This window comes from Hymenobacter elongatus (assembly GCF_004745955.1).
GTDB lineage: Bacteria > Bacteroidota > Bacteroidia > Cytophagales > Hymenobacteraceae > Hymenobacter > Hymenobacter elongatus.
Genome location: NZ_SRLD01000018.1, coordinates 23,531 through 42,018, shown reverse-complemented (window position 1 = coordinate 42,018; position 18,488 = coordinate 23,531). Strand labels below are relative to the sequence as shown.

Annotated in this window: 19 protein-coding genes; 6 read left to right on the top strand and 13 right to left on the bottom strand. The window is 61.2% G+C overall.

Features of this window, described 5'->3' with window-relative positions:
* Positions 1-7: 7 nt before the first annotated feature.
* Complete coding sequence (locus E5J99_RS10645) at positions 8-1,168, top strand: putative sulfate/molybdate transporter (protein WP_245318879.1); 1,161 nt, start codon at positions 8-10, stop codon at positions 1,166-1,168.
* A gap of 42 nt (positions 1,169-1,210) precedes the next feature.
* Here the strand turns inward: E5J99_RS10645 and E5J99_RS10640 are convergent, their stop codons facing one another.
* Positions 1,211-1,987, bottom strand: a complete 777-nt coding sequence (locus tag E5J99_RS10640) for a DUF6252 family protein (RefSeq protein WP_210114435.1) — start codon at positions 1,985-1,987, stop codon at positions 1,211-1,213.
* Positions 1,988-2,323: 336 nt separating this feature from the next.
* Here E5J99_RS10640 and E5J99_RS10635 point away from each other — a divergent pair, with 336 nt between their 5' ends.
* Positions 2,324-3,001 (top strand): hypothetical protein, encoded by a 678-nt coding sequence (locus tag E5J99_RS10635; RefSeq protein WP_135497710.1) that lies wholly within the window; start codon positions 2,324-2,326, stop codon positions 2,999-3,001.
* Positions 3,002-3,027: 26 nt separating this feature from the next.
* On the opposite strand, the gene moaA is transcribed toward E5J99_RS10635, so the two are convergent.
* Positions 3,028-4,035: a GTP 3',8-cyclase MoaA gene (moaA, locus tag E5J99_RS10630; RefSeq protein WP_135497709.1), complete on the bottom strand. Its 1,008-nt coding sequence runs from the start codon at positions 4,033-4,035 to the stop codon at positions 3,028-3,030.
* Positions 4,036-4,164: 129 nt separating this feature from the next.
* Here moaA and E5J99_RS10625 point away from each other — a divergent pair, with 129 nt between their 5' ends.
* Both E5J99_RS10625 and E5J99_RS10620 read left to right on the top strand, forming a co-directional pair.
* On the top strand, positions 4,165-4,407 hold the full coding sequence (locus tag E5J99_RS10625) for a MoaD/ThiS family protein (RefSeq protein WP_135497708.1): 243 nt from the start codon (positions 4,165-4,167) through the stop codon (positions 4,405-4,407).
* A gap of 249 nt (positions 4,408-4,656) precedes the next feature.
* A complete protein-coding gene (locus E5J99_RS10620) occupies positions 4,657-5,073 on the top strand; it encodes a molybdenum cofactor biosynthesis protein MoaE (RefSeq protein ID WP_135497707.1) in 417 nt (138 codons plus the stop codon).
* Between the two features lie 130 nt (positions 5,074-5,203).
* On the opposite strand, the gene E5J99_RS21860 is transcribed toward E5J99_RS10620, so the two are convergent.
* The gene (locus E5J99_RS21860) at positions 5,204-6,391 is read right to left on the bottom strand and encodes an NTP transferase domain-containing protein (protein ID WP_245318877.1); all 1,188 of its coding nucleotides are present in this window, start codon (positions 6,389-6,391) and stop codon (positions 5,204-5,206) included.
* Positions 6,381-6,872 (bottom strand): cyclic pyranopterin monophosphate synthase MoaC, encoded by a 492-nt coding sequence (gene moaC, locus E5J99_RS10610; RefSeq protein WP_135497706.1) that lies wholly within the window; start codon positions 6,870-6,872, stop codon positions 6,381-6,383. The genes E5J99_RS21860 and moaC overlap by 11 nt, the downstream gene beginning before the upstream one ends.
* A 145-nt stretch (positions 6,873-7,017) precedes the next feature.
* Between moaC and E5J99_RS10605 the strand changes: the two genes are divergently transcribed.
* Complete coding sequence (locus tag E5J99_RS10605; protein WP_135497705.1) at positions 7,018-8,232, top strand: molybdopterin molybdotransferase MoeA; 1,215 nt, start codon at positions 7,018-7,020, stop codon at positions 8,230-8,232.
* A 9-nt stretch (positions 8,233-8,241) separates the two neighbouring features.
* Here the strand turns inward: E5J99_RS10605 and E5J99_RS10600 are convergent, their stop codons facing one another.
* The 8 genes from E5J99_RS10600 to E5J99_RS10570 all read right to left on the bottom strand — a co-directional run bounded on the left by E5J99_RS10600 (position 8,242) and on the right by E5J99_RS10570 (position 16,644).
* The gene (locus E5J99_RS10600) at positions 8,242-8,694 is read right to left on the bottom strand and encodes a putative signal transducing protein (protein WP_135497704.1); all 453 of its coding nucleotides are present in this window, start codon (positions 8,692-8,694) and stop codon (positions 8,242-8,244) included.
* Between the two features lie 113 nt (positions 8,695-8,807).
* Positions 8,808-8,954: an MFS transporter small subunit gene (locus E5J99_RS21265; RefSeq protein WP_167852072.1), complete on the bottom strand. Its 147-nt coding sequence runs from the start codon at positions 8,952-8,954 to the stop codon at positions 8,808-8,810.
* A 42-nt stretch (positions 8,955-8,996) separates the two neighbouring features.
* A complete protein-coding gene (locus E5J99_RS10595; protein ID WP_167852073.1) occupies positions 8,997-10,397 on the bottom strand; it encodes an L-lactate MFS transporter in 1,401 nt (466 codons plus the stop codon).
* Between the two features lie 174 nt (positions 10,398-10,571).
* On the bottom strand, positions 10,572-12,095 hold the full coding sequence (locus tag E5J99_RS10590; RefSeq protein WP_135497703.1) for an N-acetylmuramoyl-L-alanine amidase: 1,524 nt from the start codon (positions 12,093-12,095) through the stop codon (positions 10,572-10,574).
* A 65-nt stretch (positions 12,096-12,160) separates the two neighbouring features.
* Positions 12,161-12,694, bottom strand: a complete 534-nt coding sequence (locus E5J99_RS10585) for a hypothetical protein (RefSeq protein ID WP_135497702.1) — start codon at positions 12,692-12,694, stop codon at positions 12,161-12,163.
* A 69-nt stretch (positions 12,695-12,763) separates the two neighbouring features.
* The gene (locus tag E5J99_RS10580; protein ID WP_135497701.1) at positions 12,764-13,345 is read right to left on the bottom strand and encodes an energy transducer TonB; all 582 of its coding nucleotides are present in this window, start codon (positions 13,343-13,345) and stop codon (positions 12,764-12,766) included.
* 249 nt (positions 13,346-13,594) lie between these two features.
* On the bottom strand, positions 13,595-14,071 hold the full coding sequence (locus tag E5J99_RS10575; protein ID WP_135497700.1) for a tetratricopeptide repeat protein: 477 nt from the start codon (positions 14,069-14,071) through the stop codon (positions 13,595-13,597).
* Between the two features lie 119 nt (positions 14,072-14,190).
* On the bottom strand, positions 14,191-16,644 hold the full coding sequence (locus E5J99_RS10570; protein ID WP_135497699.1) for a TonB-dependent receptor: 2,454 nt from the start codon (positions 16,642-16,644) through the stop codon (positions 14,191-14,193).
* Between the two features lie 114 nt (positions 16,645-16,758).
* On the opposite strand from E5J99_RS10570, the gene E5J99_RS10565 reads away from it, so the two are divergent.
* The gene (locus E5J99_RS10565) at positions 16,759-17,448 is read left to right on the top strand and encodes a MarR family winged helix-turn-helix transcriptional regulator (RefSeq protein WP_135497698.1); all 690 of its coding nucleotides are present in this window, start codon (positions 16,759-16,761) and stop codon (positions 17,446-17,448) included.
* Here E5J99_RS10565 and metF read toward each other — a convergent pair.
* On the bottom strand, positions 17,445-18,401 hold the full coding sequence (gene metF, locus E5J99_RS10560) for a methylenetetrahydrofolate reductase [NAD(P)H] (RefSeq protein ID WP_135497697.1): 957 nt from the start codon (positions 18,399-18,401) through the stop codon (positions 17,445-17,447). The genes E5J99_RS10565 and metF overlap by 4 nt on opposite strands.
* Positions 18,402-18,488 lie beyond the last annotated feature (87 nt).

Below are 18,488 nucleotides of genomic sequence, written 5' to 3'. Positions count from 1 at the left end.
AATTCCTGTGCCGCTCACTGCTCCCGCGCCCGTCCGCCGTATTCGCTTCGATCGTAACGAGCTGGCCGGGGCCTTTGGCGATTTGGGCACCGATTTGCCGCTGCTCATTGGCGTCATTGCCGCCTCTGGCGTCGATAGTGCCGGGCTGCTCATCGTGTTTGGACTGCTACAGATGTTTTCGGGCCTGTGGTATGGCATGCCCATGCCGGTGCAGCCCCTGAAAGCCTTTGCCGCGCTGGTTATCGCCCAGAAAATTCCTGGCCGTATCATTTTTGGCGGGGGCCTGGCTATTGGCGTGAGCATGCTGCTGCTCTCGGTTACGGGCCTCATCGATGCCCTGGCCCGGCTGATTCCGAAGCCCGTGGTGCGCGGTATTCAGTTTGGGCTGGCCCTGCAGCTGGCCACGCTGGCGCTGAAAGAATATGTGCCCGCCGACGGTACCGCCGGCTACGCGCTGGCCGCCGCCGCTTTCGTCGTGACGGTGCTGCTGCTGGGCAACCGCCGCTGGCCGGCCGCGCTGGTGGTTATTGCGCTGGGCGTGCTCTACGCGCTGGTGTTCAAACTCGACCTCGCTACGGCCCAGCGGGCCATTGGCCTGCACTTGCCTGCCTGGCATGTGCCGCAGCGCGCCGATATTATCACCGGGGCCATTCTGCTGGCCCTGCCCCAGATTCCGTTGTCGCTCGGCAACTCTATTCTGGCTACCCGCCAGGTTATTCACGACCACTACCCCGAACGGCAGGTGACGGTGCGCCAGATCAGCCTCACGTATGCCCTGATGAATGTAGTAGCGCCGTTTTTCGGTGGTTTTCCGGTGTGCCACGGTTCGGGCGGCATGGTGGGGCACTACGCGTTTGGGGCGCGCACCGGCGGCTCGGTGGTGCTCTACGGATGCCTGTTTCTGGTGCTGGGCTTGTTTTTCAGCCAGGGCTTCGCCGAGGTTGTGCAGATTTTCCCCTTGCCGATTCTGGGGGTGCTGCTGCTGTTCGAAGCCCTCACGCTGGCCACCCTGCTGCGCGACTTAGCCACTTCCAAAGCTGACCTGACGGTGGCTCTGCTGGTGGGCGTGCTATGCAGCGGCCTGCCCTACGGCTACTTGGTAGGCTTGGTGATAGGCACAGCCGTGTACTACGCCATGCGGCGCGGTTGGGTGGGCTTGGGAAAGTGAAAGTAGCCGCCCGCAAAAACGGGCTATTTCACTACGGCTTGCTTAAAACTGGAAGTTGAAGCTTCCCTTACTAACTGTGACGCTGCCCGTCGTATTTAGATTAGCTGCTGCCTCGAATTCAAAGGTGCCGCCAATAGTGCGGTTCACATCGTTGTAGCTCGTTACGACAACGGTGCCGACGGGCTTGTTGGCAAGCCAGGTTGAGTAGGTAGCATTTCCACTGTTGGTATTGTCCACGTACTTGCCAAACGGGTATTCCCCGGTTCCCAGAATGTAGGTGCCCACGCCTTTGAAAACAAGGTTGCCTGCCTGATCCTTCATCGGAATAACTAGTGCTACTTCGTGCCAGGCTCCGTTGAGTTGGGTGGCTCCAACGATAGAGACAATGGTGTTGCTTAACTCCCCATAAAACCGGGACGCGGTAAACGTTGTGCCGCCAACAGTCCATGTCATACTGCCCCGGATAATACCATCACGGCTCAGCTTGATGGGGGCCACAGTGGTAGAAGTGGCGGACACGGCTACGGAAACCGGTGCCGGAATAGTGTAGCCCACAGCGGGGGTTGTGGTTATTGAATAGTTGCCTAGGGGCAGTTGGGCTACCGTAAAGCTTCCGGTAAGAGCGTCGGGCGTGGCCGTGTATACTTTGCCATCGGTGGCAGTAAGCGTGAGGCCGGTGGCCGCACCTGCCGGGCTGATGCTGCCTATAACAGTACCATTTTTCGGGCTGATATCTTCCTTGCGCGAGCACGAAACCAGAGCGAGCAGGAGCACAAGCAACACAGCAAACTGGCCTCGTAAGCGTAGAGGAATATTCATGGTGGGAAGAGGTATACTGAAGGACCAATATAGTAGAAAACAACGCTTAGTAACAGCTGACTCCAAGCTCTAAGATGCCAGGTAGGTTCTGAAAATCATCAGACGGTCACACTGAGCAGCGTGAGCTACGGTAGGGGTAGTGCGCGTGGAAACAGCGCCAGCCGCACTGATATTCTATTTACCTTGATGAGTGTTTAGCTCCATACATGCAAACACTATATGTACGCCATGCACCGGTCCCTGTTGATTTCTCATTGTGCCGGTTGGCTGCTGCTTTGTGCTTTTACGTTGCTGGCGGCCAAAGCCAAAGCCCAACAAGTACTAATTTATATAAGCGTGTCAAATCCGGCCGGGCCACTGCTGATAAACGCTACCAAGGACTTTGGCCCCGTGCTGGCTCCGCTAAGACAGAAATTACAAGCCCAGGGCTACCGCGTCATCACGGAGCCGGACACGCTGCGGCAGCTGCTGGAAAAGCCGTCCGCGCCCCGGTTTCTGTATGCCGATATAGTTTGCTATCAGTGGGCGGGCAATTTTCCGACCGTGGTATTTGCCGTGCGTGACAGTCTGAACGTGCCGCTTTTTGTGAAAAGCGAATCGACCACTTTATTCTTGAGCCAACAGAAAGCCTATAGCAGCGCGGCCAGCCGCATGGCCGATGAGTTGCCGATAAGTCCCACTGCGCCGGCTCCGGCTCCTAGTACGCTACTCGCCAACCGTGCTCCACAATTTGTCGCCTACGATACGTTTGGTTTCGTCAACTATGTAGAAAGCGTGCTGACCACCGCGCCGCTACGGCAACAGCTAAAGCGCGGCTCGGTGTTAGCGTTAGACCTTAGAATCGACGCCCTGGGGTTTGCTACACTACAAGCCGTTGGCAATCAACTTGCATTGGACTCCTCGGCCCGCCGGGCGCTGGAAGCCGCAGTACGCAACACCCCACCGTGGTGTCCTGCTTATCAAAATGGTCGTCGGACGGCCGTTGATGTGCATACGAGCCTTGGGCGCAACTAACCAGGCCACCCTGAAATCTGCCTTTCTTAACCCCCAATCGTGCTCATCGACTCGAAGCTGAGCTGATGTACGGGGCGCTGCCGCTCGGCCTCGAATCCGTTGGCAGCGCGGTGGCGGAAGGCTGCCGCCAACGCCACTGCTACTTCCGCGTCGGCGGAGCCGCCGCGCAGCAGAGCCCGTACATCGAGCACGCCCTGGTCGTAGAGGCAGGTTTTGAGGCCTCCTTCGGCCGTGAGGCGCAAGCGGTTGCAGGTGCCACAAAACGTGCGTGAGTAGGCCGCTATGATGCCCAGCTGGCCCTGGTGGCCCACCGCCGTGTAGTGCGACGCCGTGTCGCCGGGCCGGGAAGGCAGTGGCGTCAGCAGGCCCAGGTGCTGCTCAAGGTGCTCCCGAATGCGCAGGTGGCTCCAGGGAATCTGGATAGCGCCGTGGCTCCCGCCATTGAAAGGCATTTCCTCAATAAAGCGCACCTCAACCGGCAACTCCCGGGTTAGCTCGGCCAGGGGCACAAGGTCTTCGATGTTCTGCCCGTCCATTACCACGGCATTGATCTTCACCTTGATGCCAGCCGCCAGTAAGGCGTAAAACGTGTCGAGCACGCGGGGCAGCTCGTCGCGGCGGGTAATGCGGGCAAACCGGGCGCGGTCGAGCGTATCGAGGCTCAGATTGACGGTGCGGATGCCCAGGCGGGCCAGCTCTGGAATGTGCGGGGCCGTCAGCACGCCGTTGGTAGTGAGGCTGATGTCGTCGATGCCCGGAATCTGGCTCAACCGGCTGATGAAGGGTACTAAGTCGCGGCGCACGAATGGCTCGCCGCCGGTGAGGCGCACTTTGCGCACGCCCATACCAGCCAGAATGCTCACGACGCGCTCCATTTCCTCGTACGTCAGCAGCTCCTGCTTGGGCAGATACTGGATGCCTTCCTCGGGCATGCAGTAGAAGCAGCGCAGATTGCAGCGGTCCGTAACGGCCAAGCGCAGGTATTCCAACGGCCGGCCGTGGGTATCGAATAAGACAGTGGGAGCAACGGACATAAACCAGCTAGAAAAACAACTATTGCCTCAACGCAAACACGGCCAAAAGAGATTCAGAACAAAAAACCGCCAATCGGCTTTTCTGTTCCCGCCGCAGCCCGTATACTGCTTCTGCAGACACAACAGCAAATGAAACTGAAAATAGCGCTTTTTGGCATTGCCAAAGAAATAGTCGGCAGCTCGGTGCTCGACCTCGATACCCCCGACCAGCAGTCGGTAGCGGGCCTGATTGACCAGCTGCGTGCCCACTACCCCGCGCTCCGGGAGCTGACGAGCTTCGCCGTGGCCGTGAACAGCGACTATGCCACCGACGACTACCAGCTTCAGGAGCGGGACGAAGTAGCCCTGATTCCGCCCGTTAGTGGCGGATAGGCTCAGGTAGTAGACTTGTTGCTGAATAAAGCAAAACGAAAAAAGAGCGTCATGCTGAGCAAAGTCGAAGCATCTCTACCGCAGTGGTAATTAGCATTGCGGTAGAGATGCTTCGACTTTGCTCAGCATGACAGTCGAATTTTAGTATCGGTTCCTAATTCAAGAACAAGTCCAGTACTTAAGAAGTAGTAAGGAGCACTTGCTGGCTGGGCTGGCGAAACGGCTCATTACCGATTATCACTTCCCACGATGCAGATAGAACTTACTGACCAACCCATCGACGTGGCCGCCGTGCTGGCGTCGGTGCAGGATGATGGGGCCGGGGCCGTCAATACCTTTATCGGCACCGTACGCAACCAGAGCACCGGCCGCCGCGTGGTGCGCCTCGACTACGAGGCCTACGATTCCATGGCCCTCAAGCAGATGCGCCGCGTGGCCGAGCAGGCGCAGGAAAAATGGCCCATGCTGCGCCAAATAGCCGTAACGCACCGCAAAGGCCGCCTGGAAATCGGCGACGTAGCCGTGGTCGTAGCCGTATCCACGCCCCACCGCGCCGACTCCTTTGCCGCCTGCCAGTACATTATCGATACTATCAAAGAGGTGGTACCGATTTGGAAAAAAGAGGAATACGAAGACGGCTCCGTGTGGGTAGCGGCTCACCCGTAGAAGGGTGTTCAAGAGAATACAAAAGCACGTCGTTCCGAGATTGCCGAGGAACCTCGCGTCCTGACGTTGGATTAGTCATCAGGCGTCAGCACGCGAGATGCTTCGGCGTCGCTCAGCATGACGCTCTTTTTTATTGTCCCAGACCCAACTCCTGCCGGGCCACGGCGGCTTCTTCGGGCGTATTTACATTGCGCAGTTCCGTCGGGTCAGGGGCAGCCAGCAGCTCGATATCGGAGTTAATCAGCGCTTTGCGCGGGCAGGAGTAGCCCAAGCCCAGAAAGCGCAGCAGCGTGCCGTAGCTGCGCGGCTCCCAAATCGTAATCAGCGGCTCGGGAAACTCATTTTGGGGACTTTGGAAGGCCGTGGCGACTTTCGCGCTGTTGCGGTTGTGTACCAAATGCTGAAGCGTAGCTTCCGACAGAAAGGGCAGGTCGCAGGCCACTACCAGCCAGGCCGCGTTGGGGTCGAGCTGGAGAGCCGATAGAATGCCGCCCAGCGGACCCAGCTCCAAAAATCGGTCGGAGAGCGGCAGCAGGCCGGCGGGTAGCTCGGCCACCTGGTCGGGCCGGCAGGATACATGCACGTCGGTGCACACGGCGGCCAGTAGCTGCGCCGCGTGCTCGCGCTGCTCTAGGCCATGATAGCGCAGCTGGCCTTTGTCGGTTTGCATGCGTTGGCTCCGGCCACCGGCCAGCACCAGGCCGCGCAGGCGGGGCTGGCGGCATTGCCACCACTGCACCACAAAAGCCGCCACGCCTTCGGTGTCGGCCAGCAGCATCGTCGGAATCTGCCCTTTTTCCGCGAAGTGAGCCACCAGATACTCCGGTAGCTCCCGAACGCCTTCGGGCAGCAAAATCAGCTGCACGTCGGTGAGCCGGTCGAGCTTGCGGTTCAGGGGTTTGGCCGGGTCCAGGATGATAATTTGCTGCTGGGCGCGGAAATGGTTGCCATTGACCAGCACCAGGCTTTGGTGGGCCAACAGTTCTTTCTGGGCAAAGCCATCCAGCTCGCGGCGCTGGTCCAGCCGCCAAAACTGAATCTTGTCGGTCAGCTCGGCAGTGGCCCCGGCTTGCAGCACCGCACTAGCCCCGCCCGCGCCACCTTCGGCGGCCTCGTCGCCGGCGGCGTGGTCAGCATCCACGTAGCCCACGCTCAGCGAAGGAGCCAGGTGGGGCAGCAGGCGCGTCACCAGCTCCTTTATGCTGCCACAGGGCGCCCCCAGAATGGCCAGCTCGTGGCGGCCAAACTCGCCGCTAACGGGGCGCACCAGGGCCGCGTGCTTGGTGCGGAGAATAGCGGAGCTTGGGTTAGTCGACATGATGAAAGTCGCTTTTGCCGCCGGTTTTGTCCAGCAGGCGGGTTTCCTGAATCACGATGTCGTGCGACAGCGCCTTGCACATATCATACACTGTGAGGGCCGCTACCGACGCCCCGGTGAGAGCCTCCATTTCCACGCCGGTTTTGCCCGTCAGGGTGGCCGTGCAGATGATGTGGATGGTATCGGGGCCTACTACGTCGATTTGAATCTGGCAGTCATCCAGCCCTAGCGGGTGGCAGAGGGGAATCAGGTCGGAGGTTTTTTTGGCGGCCATAATACCGGCCAGAATAGCCGTCTGAAACACCGGGCCCTTGCGGGTAGGCAATTCGCCGGCCTGCACGAGCCGAATGATTTCGGAACCCAGCAGCACGCGGCTGCGGGCCCGGGCCACGCGGCGGGTGGCGGTTTTGGTGCCTACGTCCACCATTGTGGGCTGGCCGGCGGCATTGAGGTGGGTGAGTGAGCGGGAAGAATCAGACATAGGAGCGAAGAAGTGAAGCAAGCCCGGCCGCAACCGGGGTGAAAGTTGTAACAAACCGCGTATACTCGGCTTGAGTTGGAGTAAGGGACGTCAAATATGGCCCGAAACCGGCTGGCGCTTTCTTGTAACGCTTTTTCTCCCCAAGATGATTTCTGTCGACGAGGCCACGCGCCAGGTGCTGGCCACTGCCCGCCCCATACCCACCGAAACAGTGCCCCTGCTCGATGCCGTGGGTCGGGTGCTGCACGAGCCGCTCTCCGCCGACCGTGACTTTCCGCCCTTCAACCGGGTGGCAATGGATGGTATTGCATTGAATTTCAATAGTATAGAATCGAAGCAGGTTGCCTTCCCGATTGCTGCCACCCAGCTGGCCGGCATGCTGCCCCAGGCCTTGGCTGATCCGCAGGCTGCCGTTGAAATAATGACTGGGGCTGTTCTGCCGCCGGGCACCGATACGGTGGTGCGCTACGAAGATCTGGAGTTTCATGAGGCCAGTGGCCAGCGCGTAGCCACCGTGCTGGTGCCGCCGCCCGCCGCCGGCCACAATGTGCACCACCAGGCCACCGACCGTCAGCAGGGCGACTTGCTGCTGCCCGCCGGCGTACGGCTGGGGCCCGCCGAAATTGCCGTGGCCGCTACCATCGGGGCCGCTGTGCTCCGTGTGGGCCGACCACTGCGGGTGGCCGTGGTCAGCACCGGCGACGAGCTGGTGGCGCTGACCCAAACGCCACTGCCCCACCAGATCCGGCGCTCCAATGCCTACATGGTGCAGGCTGCGCTGCGCGAAGCCGGGGCCGAAAGTGAGGCCTTTCACTTCAACGACGACCAGGCCGCGTTGCGCCAGGGGCTGCCGCCGCTGCTGGCTGCCTTCGACGCGCTGGTGCTGAGCGGGGGCGTTTCGAAAGGCCAGGCCGACTTTCTGCCGGCTATGCTGCGGGAGCTGGGGGTGACTCAGATTTTTCATGAAGTGCGGCAGCGACCCGGCAAACCTTTTTGGTTTGGCGAAAAAGCGGGCGGCGCGGTGGTCTTCGCGCTGCCCGGTAATCCGGTTTCTACCTTCGTCAACTTCTACCAATACGTGCTGCCCTGGTTGCGTACGTGCCAGCAGCCCCACGCGCTCTGGCCCGAGGTTACGGCGCTGCTCGCCAAGAATATCTCGTTTTTGCCGCCCATGACGTATTTCCTGCCTGTCCGTCTGGAGGCTTCTGCGTATGGGCATCTGCTGGCGCACCCCCAAACCATTGGCGGCTCCGGCGACCTGGCTTCGCTGCTGCAGTGCGACGGTTTTTTGCGTCTGCCCGCCGACCAGAGCGAGTTCAAAGCCGGCGACGCTTTTCCCGTGGTGCGCTTCCGTGGGTAAGGCTGGCGCTCAGGCTTTCAGGCGCTTGAACTCGTGCTGGCAATGAAAGCAGTGGTAGCGCTTGCCCCGCAGCGGATACCCTAGAATCATCGACAATACCAGCATGGGAAAATTGTAGGTATTGCGGGTGGCAGGCCCGAAGGCTACATCCGTGGAGTCGCACTTGGGGCACCGCACCTCGTCGGTGGCGGGCACGTCGTCGTCGGCGGTGAAGGTGGCCGTCATGGGCACGGTTTCGTAGCGCAGAATCTCTATGGCGGCCGTTACATCCTGCTGGCGCACGTGCAGCCGTACGCCCCCGGTGGCCGGCCCGTAGAGGCGGTTGAGCGACACCAGATTTTCGTTGGTCAGAAAGCAGGGAATCTGCTCGGCTTCGAGGCGGCTTTTGGCTAGGTGCGCGCTGATGGGGTCCGCGAAGGAGTCGAGGTGTACGATACGGTCCTCGGGCGGCTGAGAAGGCATAGTCTGGGGCTAAGAAGCAGGTGGTAAATAACAAACAAAAGAGCATTTGGCGGCGTGCCGAATGCTCTTTTGTTTGTACGAAAAGCGGTAGCTGTAAAGCTGTTGCCCGTTGCTTAGTTGAACAAAGCCAGCGCCTTGATGAAGGTCTGGGATACGCCCCACAGTAGGGGCACTCCGACGTAGAGCCAGGCTAGAGCGGTCTGCAAGCCGGAGGAAGGAGCGGTATCGACGGGTACGTTGGGGGTGGTTCTGGTTTCCATGAGAGAAATGAAATAGCGGCGAATGACGAAAACGGGAGAAGTCTAAGCGGCTACTTTAGTCGCCGCCGCTTCCTGCACGTGGTAGCGCGCACTAACGGCCGACACCAGCAGGTTGGCAATGAAGCCGACCACCAGTATACCGGCCATGGTATAGAATACGGTTTCGTACGCCGCTGCGCCCGTCAGGTTTTTAGCCTTCTGGCTGTCGCGCAGGTAGTTGACCAGCAACGGGCCCAGGATACCCGCCGTCGACCAGGCCGTGAGCAGGCGGCCGTGGATAGCGCCCACCTGCATCGTGCCGAACATGTCGCGCAGATAGGCCGGAATGGTAGCAAACCCACCGCCGTACATGCTCATAATTACGCAGCAGACTATCACAAACAAGGTGAGTGAGGCACTGGCCGCCAGGGTGGGCACTAAGGCATAGAGCGCAATGCCCAAGCCGAAGTAAATCATGTAGGTAGGCTTGCGGCCGAGCTTATCGGAGGCCGACGACCAGAAGAAGCGGCCCAGCAGGTTGAACAAGCTGAGCAAGCCCACGAAGCCCGCCGCCGCCGCCGCCGTTACGCCCCGGCCCACGCCCATAGCAGTATCCGAAAAGGACTCCTGAATAAGCGGGGAAGCCGATTCGAGCACGCCGATACCGGCCGTCACGTTCATGCAAAGCACTACCCACAGCAGCCAGAATTGCGGCGTCTTAATGGCGTTATCAGCATCCACGTTGGCGGTCGTAATAAGCGCATTAGCCTGGGTGCTGGGCACGAAGCCCGCGGGTTTCCAGCCATCGGCGGGCACCCGGATGCTGAAAACCCCGAACATCATGAAGACCAGGTAAATGATGCCCATGGCAATGAAGGTAGGCGCAACTCCCATTGGGGCCATATCCTTAAACTGTGCCATGAGGGCCACCGCCAGCGGCGAGCCAATCATAGCGCCGCCGCCAAAGCCCATGATGGCCATGCCCGTCGCCACGCCCGGCCGGTCCGGAAACCACTTGATGAGCGTGCTTACCGGCGAGATATAGCCGATGCCCAGCCCGCAGCCGCCCACGAAGCCGTAGCCGAAGTAGACCAGCCAGATTTGGTGCAGATGCACTCCTAGTGAGGCAATCAGAAAACCACCGCCGAAGCAGAGGGCTGAGGCCAGCATGGCCTTGCGCGGGCCTACACGCTCCAGCCACTTCCCAAAAACGGCCGCCGAAAGACCCAGCAGCACGATGGCAATGGAGAAGATAACCGCCAACTGCCCCGGGGTCCAGTCCAGCGCGTCGGGCTTGTCTACGTTGCCGCTGATGAGGGCCCCCATGGGCTTTTTGAATACGCTGAAGGCATACGCCTGCCCGATAGCCAGGTGAATAGCCAGCGCGGCCGGGGGCACCAACCAGCGGTTGTAGCCCGGCCCGGCAATGGTGCGGCTGCGGTCCAGGAAAGAATCTGTTGCCATGGGTAGTTTTGGGGGTTTAGGGAAGGTGAAAAAAAGAGCGGAAAAGTGAGCCAGCGGCGACCTCGCTGCTGAAGTAGGGCGAGAACCAGCTTAACATAGGGAAGTTAGCGGCTTTAACGACAGATGTTGCCGTCGGATTAGTATTTCTTGCTAAACTGCTATAGCCCGCCATCTTTAGTTCGCTTCCGGCTCCTGCAACAGCCAGCCGCGCGGCCCCGCGGCCCGGGCCGCTTTCAGGAATTCCTCCAGGCCGTCTTTGATGCGCTCGGCCAGCTGCTGCTGAAATGCCGGGCTCACGAGGCGCTTTTCGTCTTCGATATTTGACACAAAAGCGGTTTCAATCAGTGCATTCGGGTATTCCGTTGGTCCGTTCAGATTGAAGTTGAAGCTGCCTACATTGCCGAAGCCCTTAAGCCCGGTTTTGCGCACCTCCTTGTAGATAGCCAACGCCAGCGGCCGAAACGCCACGTAGCGGTAGTAAGTGCTGGTGCCCTGCACCGTGGCGCTGCCCGACGAGTTGACATGGATGCTGAGCAGCAGATCCGGATTGAGCTGGCGCATCCGTAGTACCCGGGCGCCGTTTTCCACCGATACATCAGTTTCGCGGGTCATGAGCACCCGGGCGCCGGCTTTTTCCAGCACCTGGCGCAAGCGTTGGGTGATGGCCAGCGTAAGTACTTTCTCCTGGCTGCCGCTGGCCGAGGTGGCCCCGATATTGTCGCCGCCGTGGCCGGCATCAAGGGCTATGGTCAGGCCTCGCAGCCGCAGCCGGGCCGGGGGGCGCTTCACCCGGATGCGAAGCGTAGTGCCACGATACTCAATAGCATAGCCCCAAGACTGGGCGTGGCGCAGCGGCAGTACCAGACGAAATACGTCGGGCTGGGGTTGCTCATAATGTACGTCGCCCAGCTCCCGTAGCCCGTCGCGCTGGGTTATCCAGTTGGTATTGGAGGTAGCGCCGAAGATGTCGACTACCAGGCGCGTCGGGTTGGTCAGCAGCTGGGAGCGGTAGGGCAGGCGCACCTCCAGCGGCACCTGTACGTAGTCGTAGAGCGAATCGCCGGATACGCTCCAGGAACCGGTGAGGGACGTGGGCCTGAAGCCGCCGGGCGGCAATAGCCGCACCACTTCCTGCGGCACCCAGGCATGCTGGTTTTCGGCCAGCCGCACCCGGTACTGGCTGCCCATCATGCCCGTCACCTGCAGCACGACCAATGAGTCGAGGTACCCCAGCTTGGCCCCGCCCAGGCGGTCTTCGCCGAGGCCATAGTTCAGGTACGCCAGTGCTCCTTTCGTGACGGCCAGCTGGGGCATATTTTGGTCCAGAAACCGGACTTTGCTGCGGCTGTTGGCCGAAGCCGCTACGGTGCTGTCGGGGCGCAGCACCTGGAAATGCACGGGGCGGTTGTGGAGCGTATCGGTGGGTTGCACTACGTAAGTGCCCTGGTAGATACCGCGCTGGCCTTTCGCCAGGGCAGGAGCCAGTTCCGTCATTGGTAGGCCCTTCAGAAACGTGACGCGCTGGCCCGGCCTGCCTTTGAGCCGCACCTGCAGCCGGTCGCCGGGGTGCAGCCACTGGTTGGCGGCCGGCACGGTCTCGGCGGTTTCAATCAGGGCCTGCGCCCGGCCAGATTCCGGAATGCCCACGAGTAGTACCAGCAGCAGCGCGAGTCGGTGGCTGAAATAGAAGAAGCGCATGGCGAAGCGGGGAAACGCAAAAAAGCCCCGTGTACACGGGGCTTTTGGGGGCAAAAAATACTGGTTTATTCTTCTATGGCTTGGCCCAGGTCTTTCACGTCCCGGCTGGTTTCGAGGGCCGTAAACTCGGCCTGCAACGCCCGGATTCGAAGCTCGTTGCGGCCTTTCAGGTCCAGGCGAATGGATCGGAGCTGCTCGTTGAGGCGCTTATAGATGCCGGTGGCATAGTCCCAGTCGCGCTGGGTCCACTGGCGGCGCTGGGCGCGGGTCTGGCGGAGGAGCTGCACGTAAGCCGGCTCGATGGTCGTGGGTGTGAGCGTCTCGATGTCGGCATAGGTGCCCATCAGCTGCTGCGCAAACGTACCCGAGGTGGTTTTGTCGAGTGGTTCGCGGTTTCGGGCCCGCGAAACGGAGTCGAAACGGGCCGCCCGGCGACCGGCAATACGGAGCTTATCGGCGGCACGGTCGGCTAGCGAATCGAGGTTGCGGGCTTCCTGGCGCACGGCTTCCTGCCGCTCACGCGGGGTGCTGTCGCAAGCCGTCAGGATGCTGGCACCCAGCAGCAAGGCAGCACTGTAAGAGAGACTGGTTCGTATCATAGTGCCGTGTACGTAACCGGCGCGCCGAAGATTATGCGCCGCCCGGTAGCGTGGCCGCCCGGGAGCAGATTACGGCGTTGCGGGCTGCAGCCTGAAGGTAAAGGGCAACTCATACACTACCGGCACGGCACGGCCATCTTTGCGGGCAGGCACCCATTGGTTCGGAATATTGCGGCATACACGCATGGCTTCCTCATCGCAGCCGCCGCCCACACTCATGAGCACCTTGTGGCCCGAAGCCTGGCCCAGCGTATCGATGGCAAAGGAAACCAGCACTTTGCCCTGTAGCTTGCGGTCCTGGGCCATTACGGGGTAGTTGAGCTTGGTCGTGTAGGCGGCCAGGGCCGGGTCGCCGCCAATGAACAGAGGTGGCTGATCGACGCGGCTGCGAGTCCACTGGCCGGGTTGCAGCTCCGCGTTGTACTGAATATCCTCGATGGGACGGAAAAAAACCAGCTTTTTGGCCGTGTGGTCATACTTCTGGAGCGTTACCTGGCGTCCGTCGCGGGTGTAGGCGTAGTATTCCCATACCCCAACCTTGTTGCCTTTTTCAATCATCCCGCTTTCAAACTCAGTTTTGCGGAGACGCTGAGACCAACCTAATGCCGGCAATGCGAAGACCAGCAGCAGAACAAGTACAGTTTTTTTCATAGAGCGGGTGGGAAACTGTTTTCAACATGACCAGCAGTACATAACCGGGGGGGATTGGGTTATACTGTATGATGGTATTGTTCTATTGAAAACAAAGAGTTGCGTACGTAAGCTGAAGTGGTAAAACCGGTTTAAATTCTGTGCGTCAACTAGAAGCAGTGAAATATAGTTGCAGCCATGCTTTTTTTGCAAAAGACGCAAGTCCGGGAAAGTTACAAAAGATTCCATAACCGCACAACCATCTGTCCGTCAGCTTTCTTCTTCCAACTGGTCGCGCAGGTCGTGGAGGCGGGCCCGCAAGCCGGGCAGATGCGGGCACAAAACCTCCAGCCGTTTCAGTACCCGCAGCGCGCCCCGATAGTCGCCCAGCACATGCAGGATGGTTGCCCACCCCGACAGCGCGCCGAAATGCCGGGGCTCGCGCTGCAGGGTTTGGGCAATATCAAGGAGCGATGCCCGATACTCGCCACGCAGGTAGTAGGCCGTGGCGCGCTTGTTCCAGGCTTCGGCAAAATCGGGCCGTTCTTCCAGCAGTTGGGTAAATATCCCGATGGCCTGTGTGTAGTCGGCGGCGGCCAGGGCGCGCAGGCCCGTTTCCAGCTGCTTGTCGAGCTGTACGTTGCCGGTTATCAGCCAAAGGTGCCAGATGCCATTCTGGAGCGCTTCGATTTCGGCGGGTGCCGTAGCCACGCGAAGCTGGGCAAATAAATCATCGAGAGCAGCCAACGGCGGAGCAGGTGAGGGGAGGGAAGGGTGCTGGCATTTACGCGCCCACTGCCGCTTCCGTTTCCCCGCACCAGACACTGCGGTAGCCGCCGATGCCGTCGGCCAGGCCAGGAATAGGGTTAAAACTCAACAATGAAGCCGATGGTGGGCAGCACCAGGGTGCTGTTGTTATCGAGCAGGAACGGCACGGCGTTGGAGCCGTCGGGGCGCAGGGGCTGGCCATCGGTGGTGACGAAGGCACTGTTGTCGGGGGTGCGCTGGAAGGTGTAGCTGGGGGCGGCGGGAGCCTTGAGAGCCAGTACGTTCTGCACGTCTGCGTAGAGGTCGAAGGTGAGGCGGCGCAGGTTGATTTTCCGGTCGACACGCAGGTCCAGCTGCTGAAAGGTGCGCAGGCGCTGGGTGTTCAGGCGGCTATAGTCGAGCACACCCTGTCCGATGGTAAGATAGTTCTGCTGCGAGGCCGCGTCGTCGAAGGGCGTGTAGGGGGAGCCCCCGCCCAGGCGGTACTTCACGCCCAGCTCCCAGCCCCGCCCAAACTTGCGCCCCAGCAGCACCGAAGCCAGGTGGCGCGTATCCCAGGCCGAGGGCTTGTAGCGCCCATCGCGGCCCGTAAACTCGCTCCGGAACAGCGTGTAGGACGTCACGGCAAACAGGTTGCGGGTCAGCTTCTGCTGAAAGAAAAACTCGCCCCCGAAGGCCCGGCCGCGGCCGGTGCTGGTGACAGCCTCATTGCCGAGGGCCACGAAGTCGCCGCCCAGGTTGGCCAGCGAAATCCCGTCGCGCGTGTTCACCGGGTAGTGGTTGTACTGCTTCCAGAAGCCTTCCACCGTGAAGCGGCGGCTGGCGCTGGGCAGAAACTCCAGCCCCGCCACGTAGTGCGTGCTGCCGATGTAGCGGTTGGGCCGGTTCACGAGCTGGCCGGCCGCGTCGCGGAAGCCGAGCAGGGTGGAGGGCGGAATCTTGTAGTAGCGCCCGATGCTGGCGTTCAGGTTCCAGCGCGAAGCCAGCGCGTAGGAGGCCGACACCCGCGGCGACAAGGTGCGCAGCAGGTTGGCCCCGCCCTCGGTGAAGGAGTTGCCATCGGCGCGCAGCCCGGCCGAGAGCGTCAGGCGGTCGTCGGTCAGGAAGGGGCGCGTTACCTGGGCAAAGGCTCCGAAGCGGGCAAACTGCAGGTCGGACTGGAACTGCACGCTCACGGCCGGCTGCTGCACCGAGCCGTCGGGGTTCAGCACGGCCTGGCGCAGGCGGTTGAAGTAGCGGTTGTCGTACTCGATAAGCTGGCCCACGGCCCCGTAGGCGTACTGCCACTTGCCCAGGCTGCGGTTCACGTCGAGGCGGAGCTTGTTCTCGGTTTCGCCGGAGCGGGTGAGCAGCACGCGCCGGCTTTCGTCGCCCGCAAACTCGGTGCCGCCCTCGAAGAAATCGGCCTGGTTGCTGAGCTGGGTACGGCTCAGGGCCAGGTTCAGGTAGCCGCGCTCCAGCAGCTGCCGCAGGCTCACGCCCACGGTGTAGTTCCACTGGTCGATGGTGGGCGTGTTGCGGATGGAGTACGTGTTTTCAGGCGTCGATTTGCGGGGCACGGCTACTTCAAAGTGGTCGAGGGCGCCCAGACCCAGCGCCGTAAGCGTGGTTTTGGACCCAAGCTTGGTGGTAATTTTGAACTGCGAGTCCCAATAGTCGGGCCGGATGGGCAAGTCAATCAGCTTGAAGAGCACCTGCAGATAGGAGCGGCGCACCGAAGCCAGAAAGGTGGTGTTTTGGGCCAGCGGCCCTTCCAGCGTCCCGGCCACTTCGGTGCCGCTCAGGCGCACGTTGCCCTGCACCCGGTCGGGGTTGCCGTCGCGCTGCCGGAACTGCAGCACGCTGCTCAGCGTGTTGTCGTAGCGGGCCTCAAAGGCCGAGGTGCTCAGCGTCACGTCCTCGATAAAGCTCACGTTGAGCATGCCGGCCGGCCCACCGGCGCTGCCCTGGGTCTGGAAGTGGTTGATGACGGGCACCTCAATGCCGTCGAGGTAATACACGTTTTCGTTGGGCGCGCCGCCCCGGATAATAATGTCGTTGCGGAAGCCGGCGGTGCCGCCCGTGCCGCCGCCGCCCACGCCGGGCAGCACCTGCACCACCTTCGAAATGTCGAAGTTGCCGCCGGGGTTGCTTTTGATTTCCTCCACGTTGAGGCGCTGCACGCTCAGCGGCGTTTCGGCCGTGGCCACCCGAATGGCGCGGCTGGCCGTCACGGTCACCTCGCCCAGGGCCTGCGCCGCCGGGGCCAGCTGCAGACTCACGATGTTGGCGTTGCCGCTGGTAATGACTGTATTAGCGCGCAGCAGCGGCTCGTAGCCCACGAAGGAGACGCGCACGTTGTAGCTGCCCGTCGGGATGTCTGCCAGCCGGAACCGGCCCTGCTCGTCGGTGGCCGTGCCCAGGCTGGTGCCTTCCAGCGCCACCGTCACGCCGGGCAGCTGCTGCTGGGTGGCCCGGTCGCGGATGGTGCCGCTGAGCACGCCCGTATTCTGGCCAAAACTGAGGTTGCCAATGCTCAGCATCAGCAAAGTAAGCGCGTAGAAAAGTCGCATGGCAAAAACAGTCTTTAGTGTTATATCACACAAACTTAAAGACGATTAATATGTTTTAAAACTAAATAGAATTTTTTCATACCTTTCCCCAGCCCGCTGGTTACCTCGCTACGCATGAATTATTCCTTCCTAAAGCAGCTACTGGAGCAGGTCGAGGAATTTGACCGGCTGCGCCCCACCCGCGGTGCGCCCGCCGACCTGGCCAGCTTTGCCGCGTGGCTGCATGCGCGCACGGCTCCCGTCCCGAACAGTTTGCCGACCAGTGCGCAGGAAGCCGCAGTAGCAGCGGCCCCGCCAATGTCGCCGGAGGCGGACATCGGGCGGCTGATTATCTTCATGAACCGCTACGCCCGGGCCTACATCCGGCTGGGTCTGGCCGGCACGCCTCTGCTTACGCCCGACGACTTTGCCTACCTGGCTACCGTATTTGGCCACCAGCCGTTGTCGAAAACGGAGCTGATTGCCCGCAACATGCACGAAAAGGCCTCCGGCACCGAGGTCATCAAACGCCTGCTGGCGCGGGGCCTGGTGGCCGAGCAGGCCCACGCCACCGACCGCCGCAGCAAGCAGCTGACCGTCACCGCTCTGGGCATGGAGGTGCTCGGGCGGGTATTTGGGCCGATGGACCAGGCGGCCCAGCTTATTGCCGGCGACCTGACGCCCGCCGAGCGGGCCCAGCTTTTATATCTGCTGCAAAAGCTGGACGCGTTTCACCATCCTATCTATGCCGGCCCGCGGGCCGAAAGCTTCGAGCAGCTCCTGCAGCAGCTGCCGCCCGCCCCGGCCGAAACTCCGGCCGTTTAGAACAGCTCCGCCGCCACCCGCCGGATGGATTCCGACTTGCCCATGGAGTAGTAGTGCAGGCAGGGCACGCCGTGGGCCATCAGCTCCTTGCTCTGGTTAACGCACCACTCGATGCCAATCTGCCGGGCCGCCTCGTTGTTGGGCGCCTGGTGCACGGCTTCGGCCAGCGCTTCCGGAATGTTGAGGTAGAAGGAGCGGGGCAGCATGGTCAGCTGGCCCTTGGTAGTCAGCGGCTTCAGGCCCGGGATGATGGGCACGGTGATACCGGCGTCGCGGCAGCGCTTTTCGAAGCTGAAAAACTGCTCGTTGTCGAAGAACATCTGGGTCACGATGTACTCGGCGCCGCGGTCGACCTTATGCTTGAGGTAGCGCAGGTCGGCGCCGTAGTTGGGCGCCTCAAAGTGCTTTTCGGGGTAGCCGGCCGTGCCGATGCAGAAGTTGGTAGCCCAGGTATCATCCTGCTCCTCATCCAGATACTCGCCCTTGTTGAGGTTGGCCATCTGCCCGATCAGGTCGCAGGCGTAGGCGTGGCCGTCGGGCTCGGGCTTGAAGTGGCCTTCACTTTTGATGGGGTCGCCGCGCAGGGCCAGCACGTTGTCGATGCCCAGGAAGTTGAGGTCGATGAGGGCGTTTTCGGTTTCCTCCTTCGAGAAGCCCCCGCAGATCAGGTGGGGCACGGTGTCCACGTCGAAGCGGTTTTTGATGGCCGCGCAGATGCCCACGGTGCCGGGGCGGCGGCGCACGGTCTTCTTCTCCAGCAGGCCGTTGGGATGCTGACGGTACACGTACTCCTCGCGGTGGTAGGTGACGTCGATAAACGGCGGCTTGAATTCCAGCAGCGGCTCAATGTTGGAGAAGAGCGTCTGGATGTTCTCGCCCTTGCGGGGCGGCAGCACTTCGAAGGAAAACAGCGTTTTGCCGTCGGCGCGGGACAGGTGTTCGGTTACTTTCATGGTCGTGGTGGCGCGACTTGGACGCCTCACCCCCCGGGCCCCTCTCCGAAAGAGGAGAGGGGGTGCCAGACGGCTGATTGCAGACAA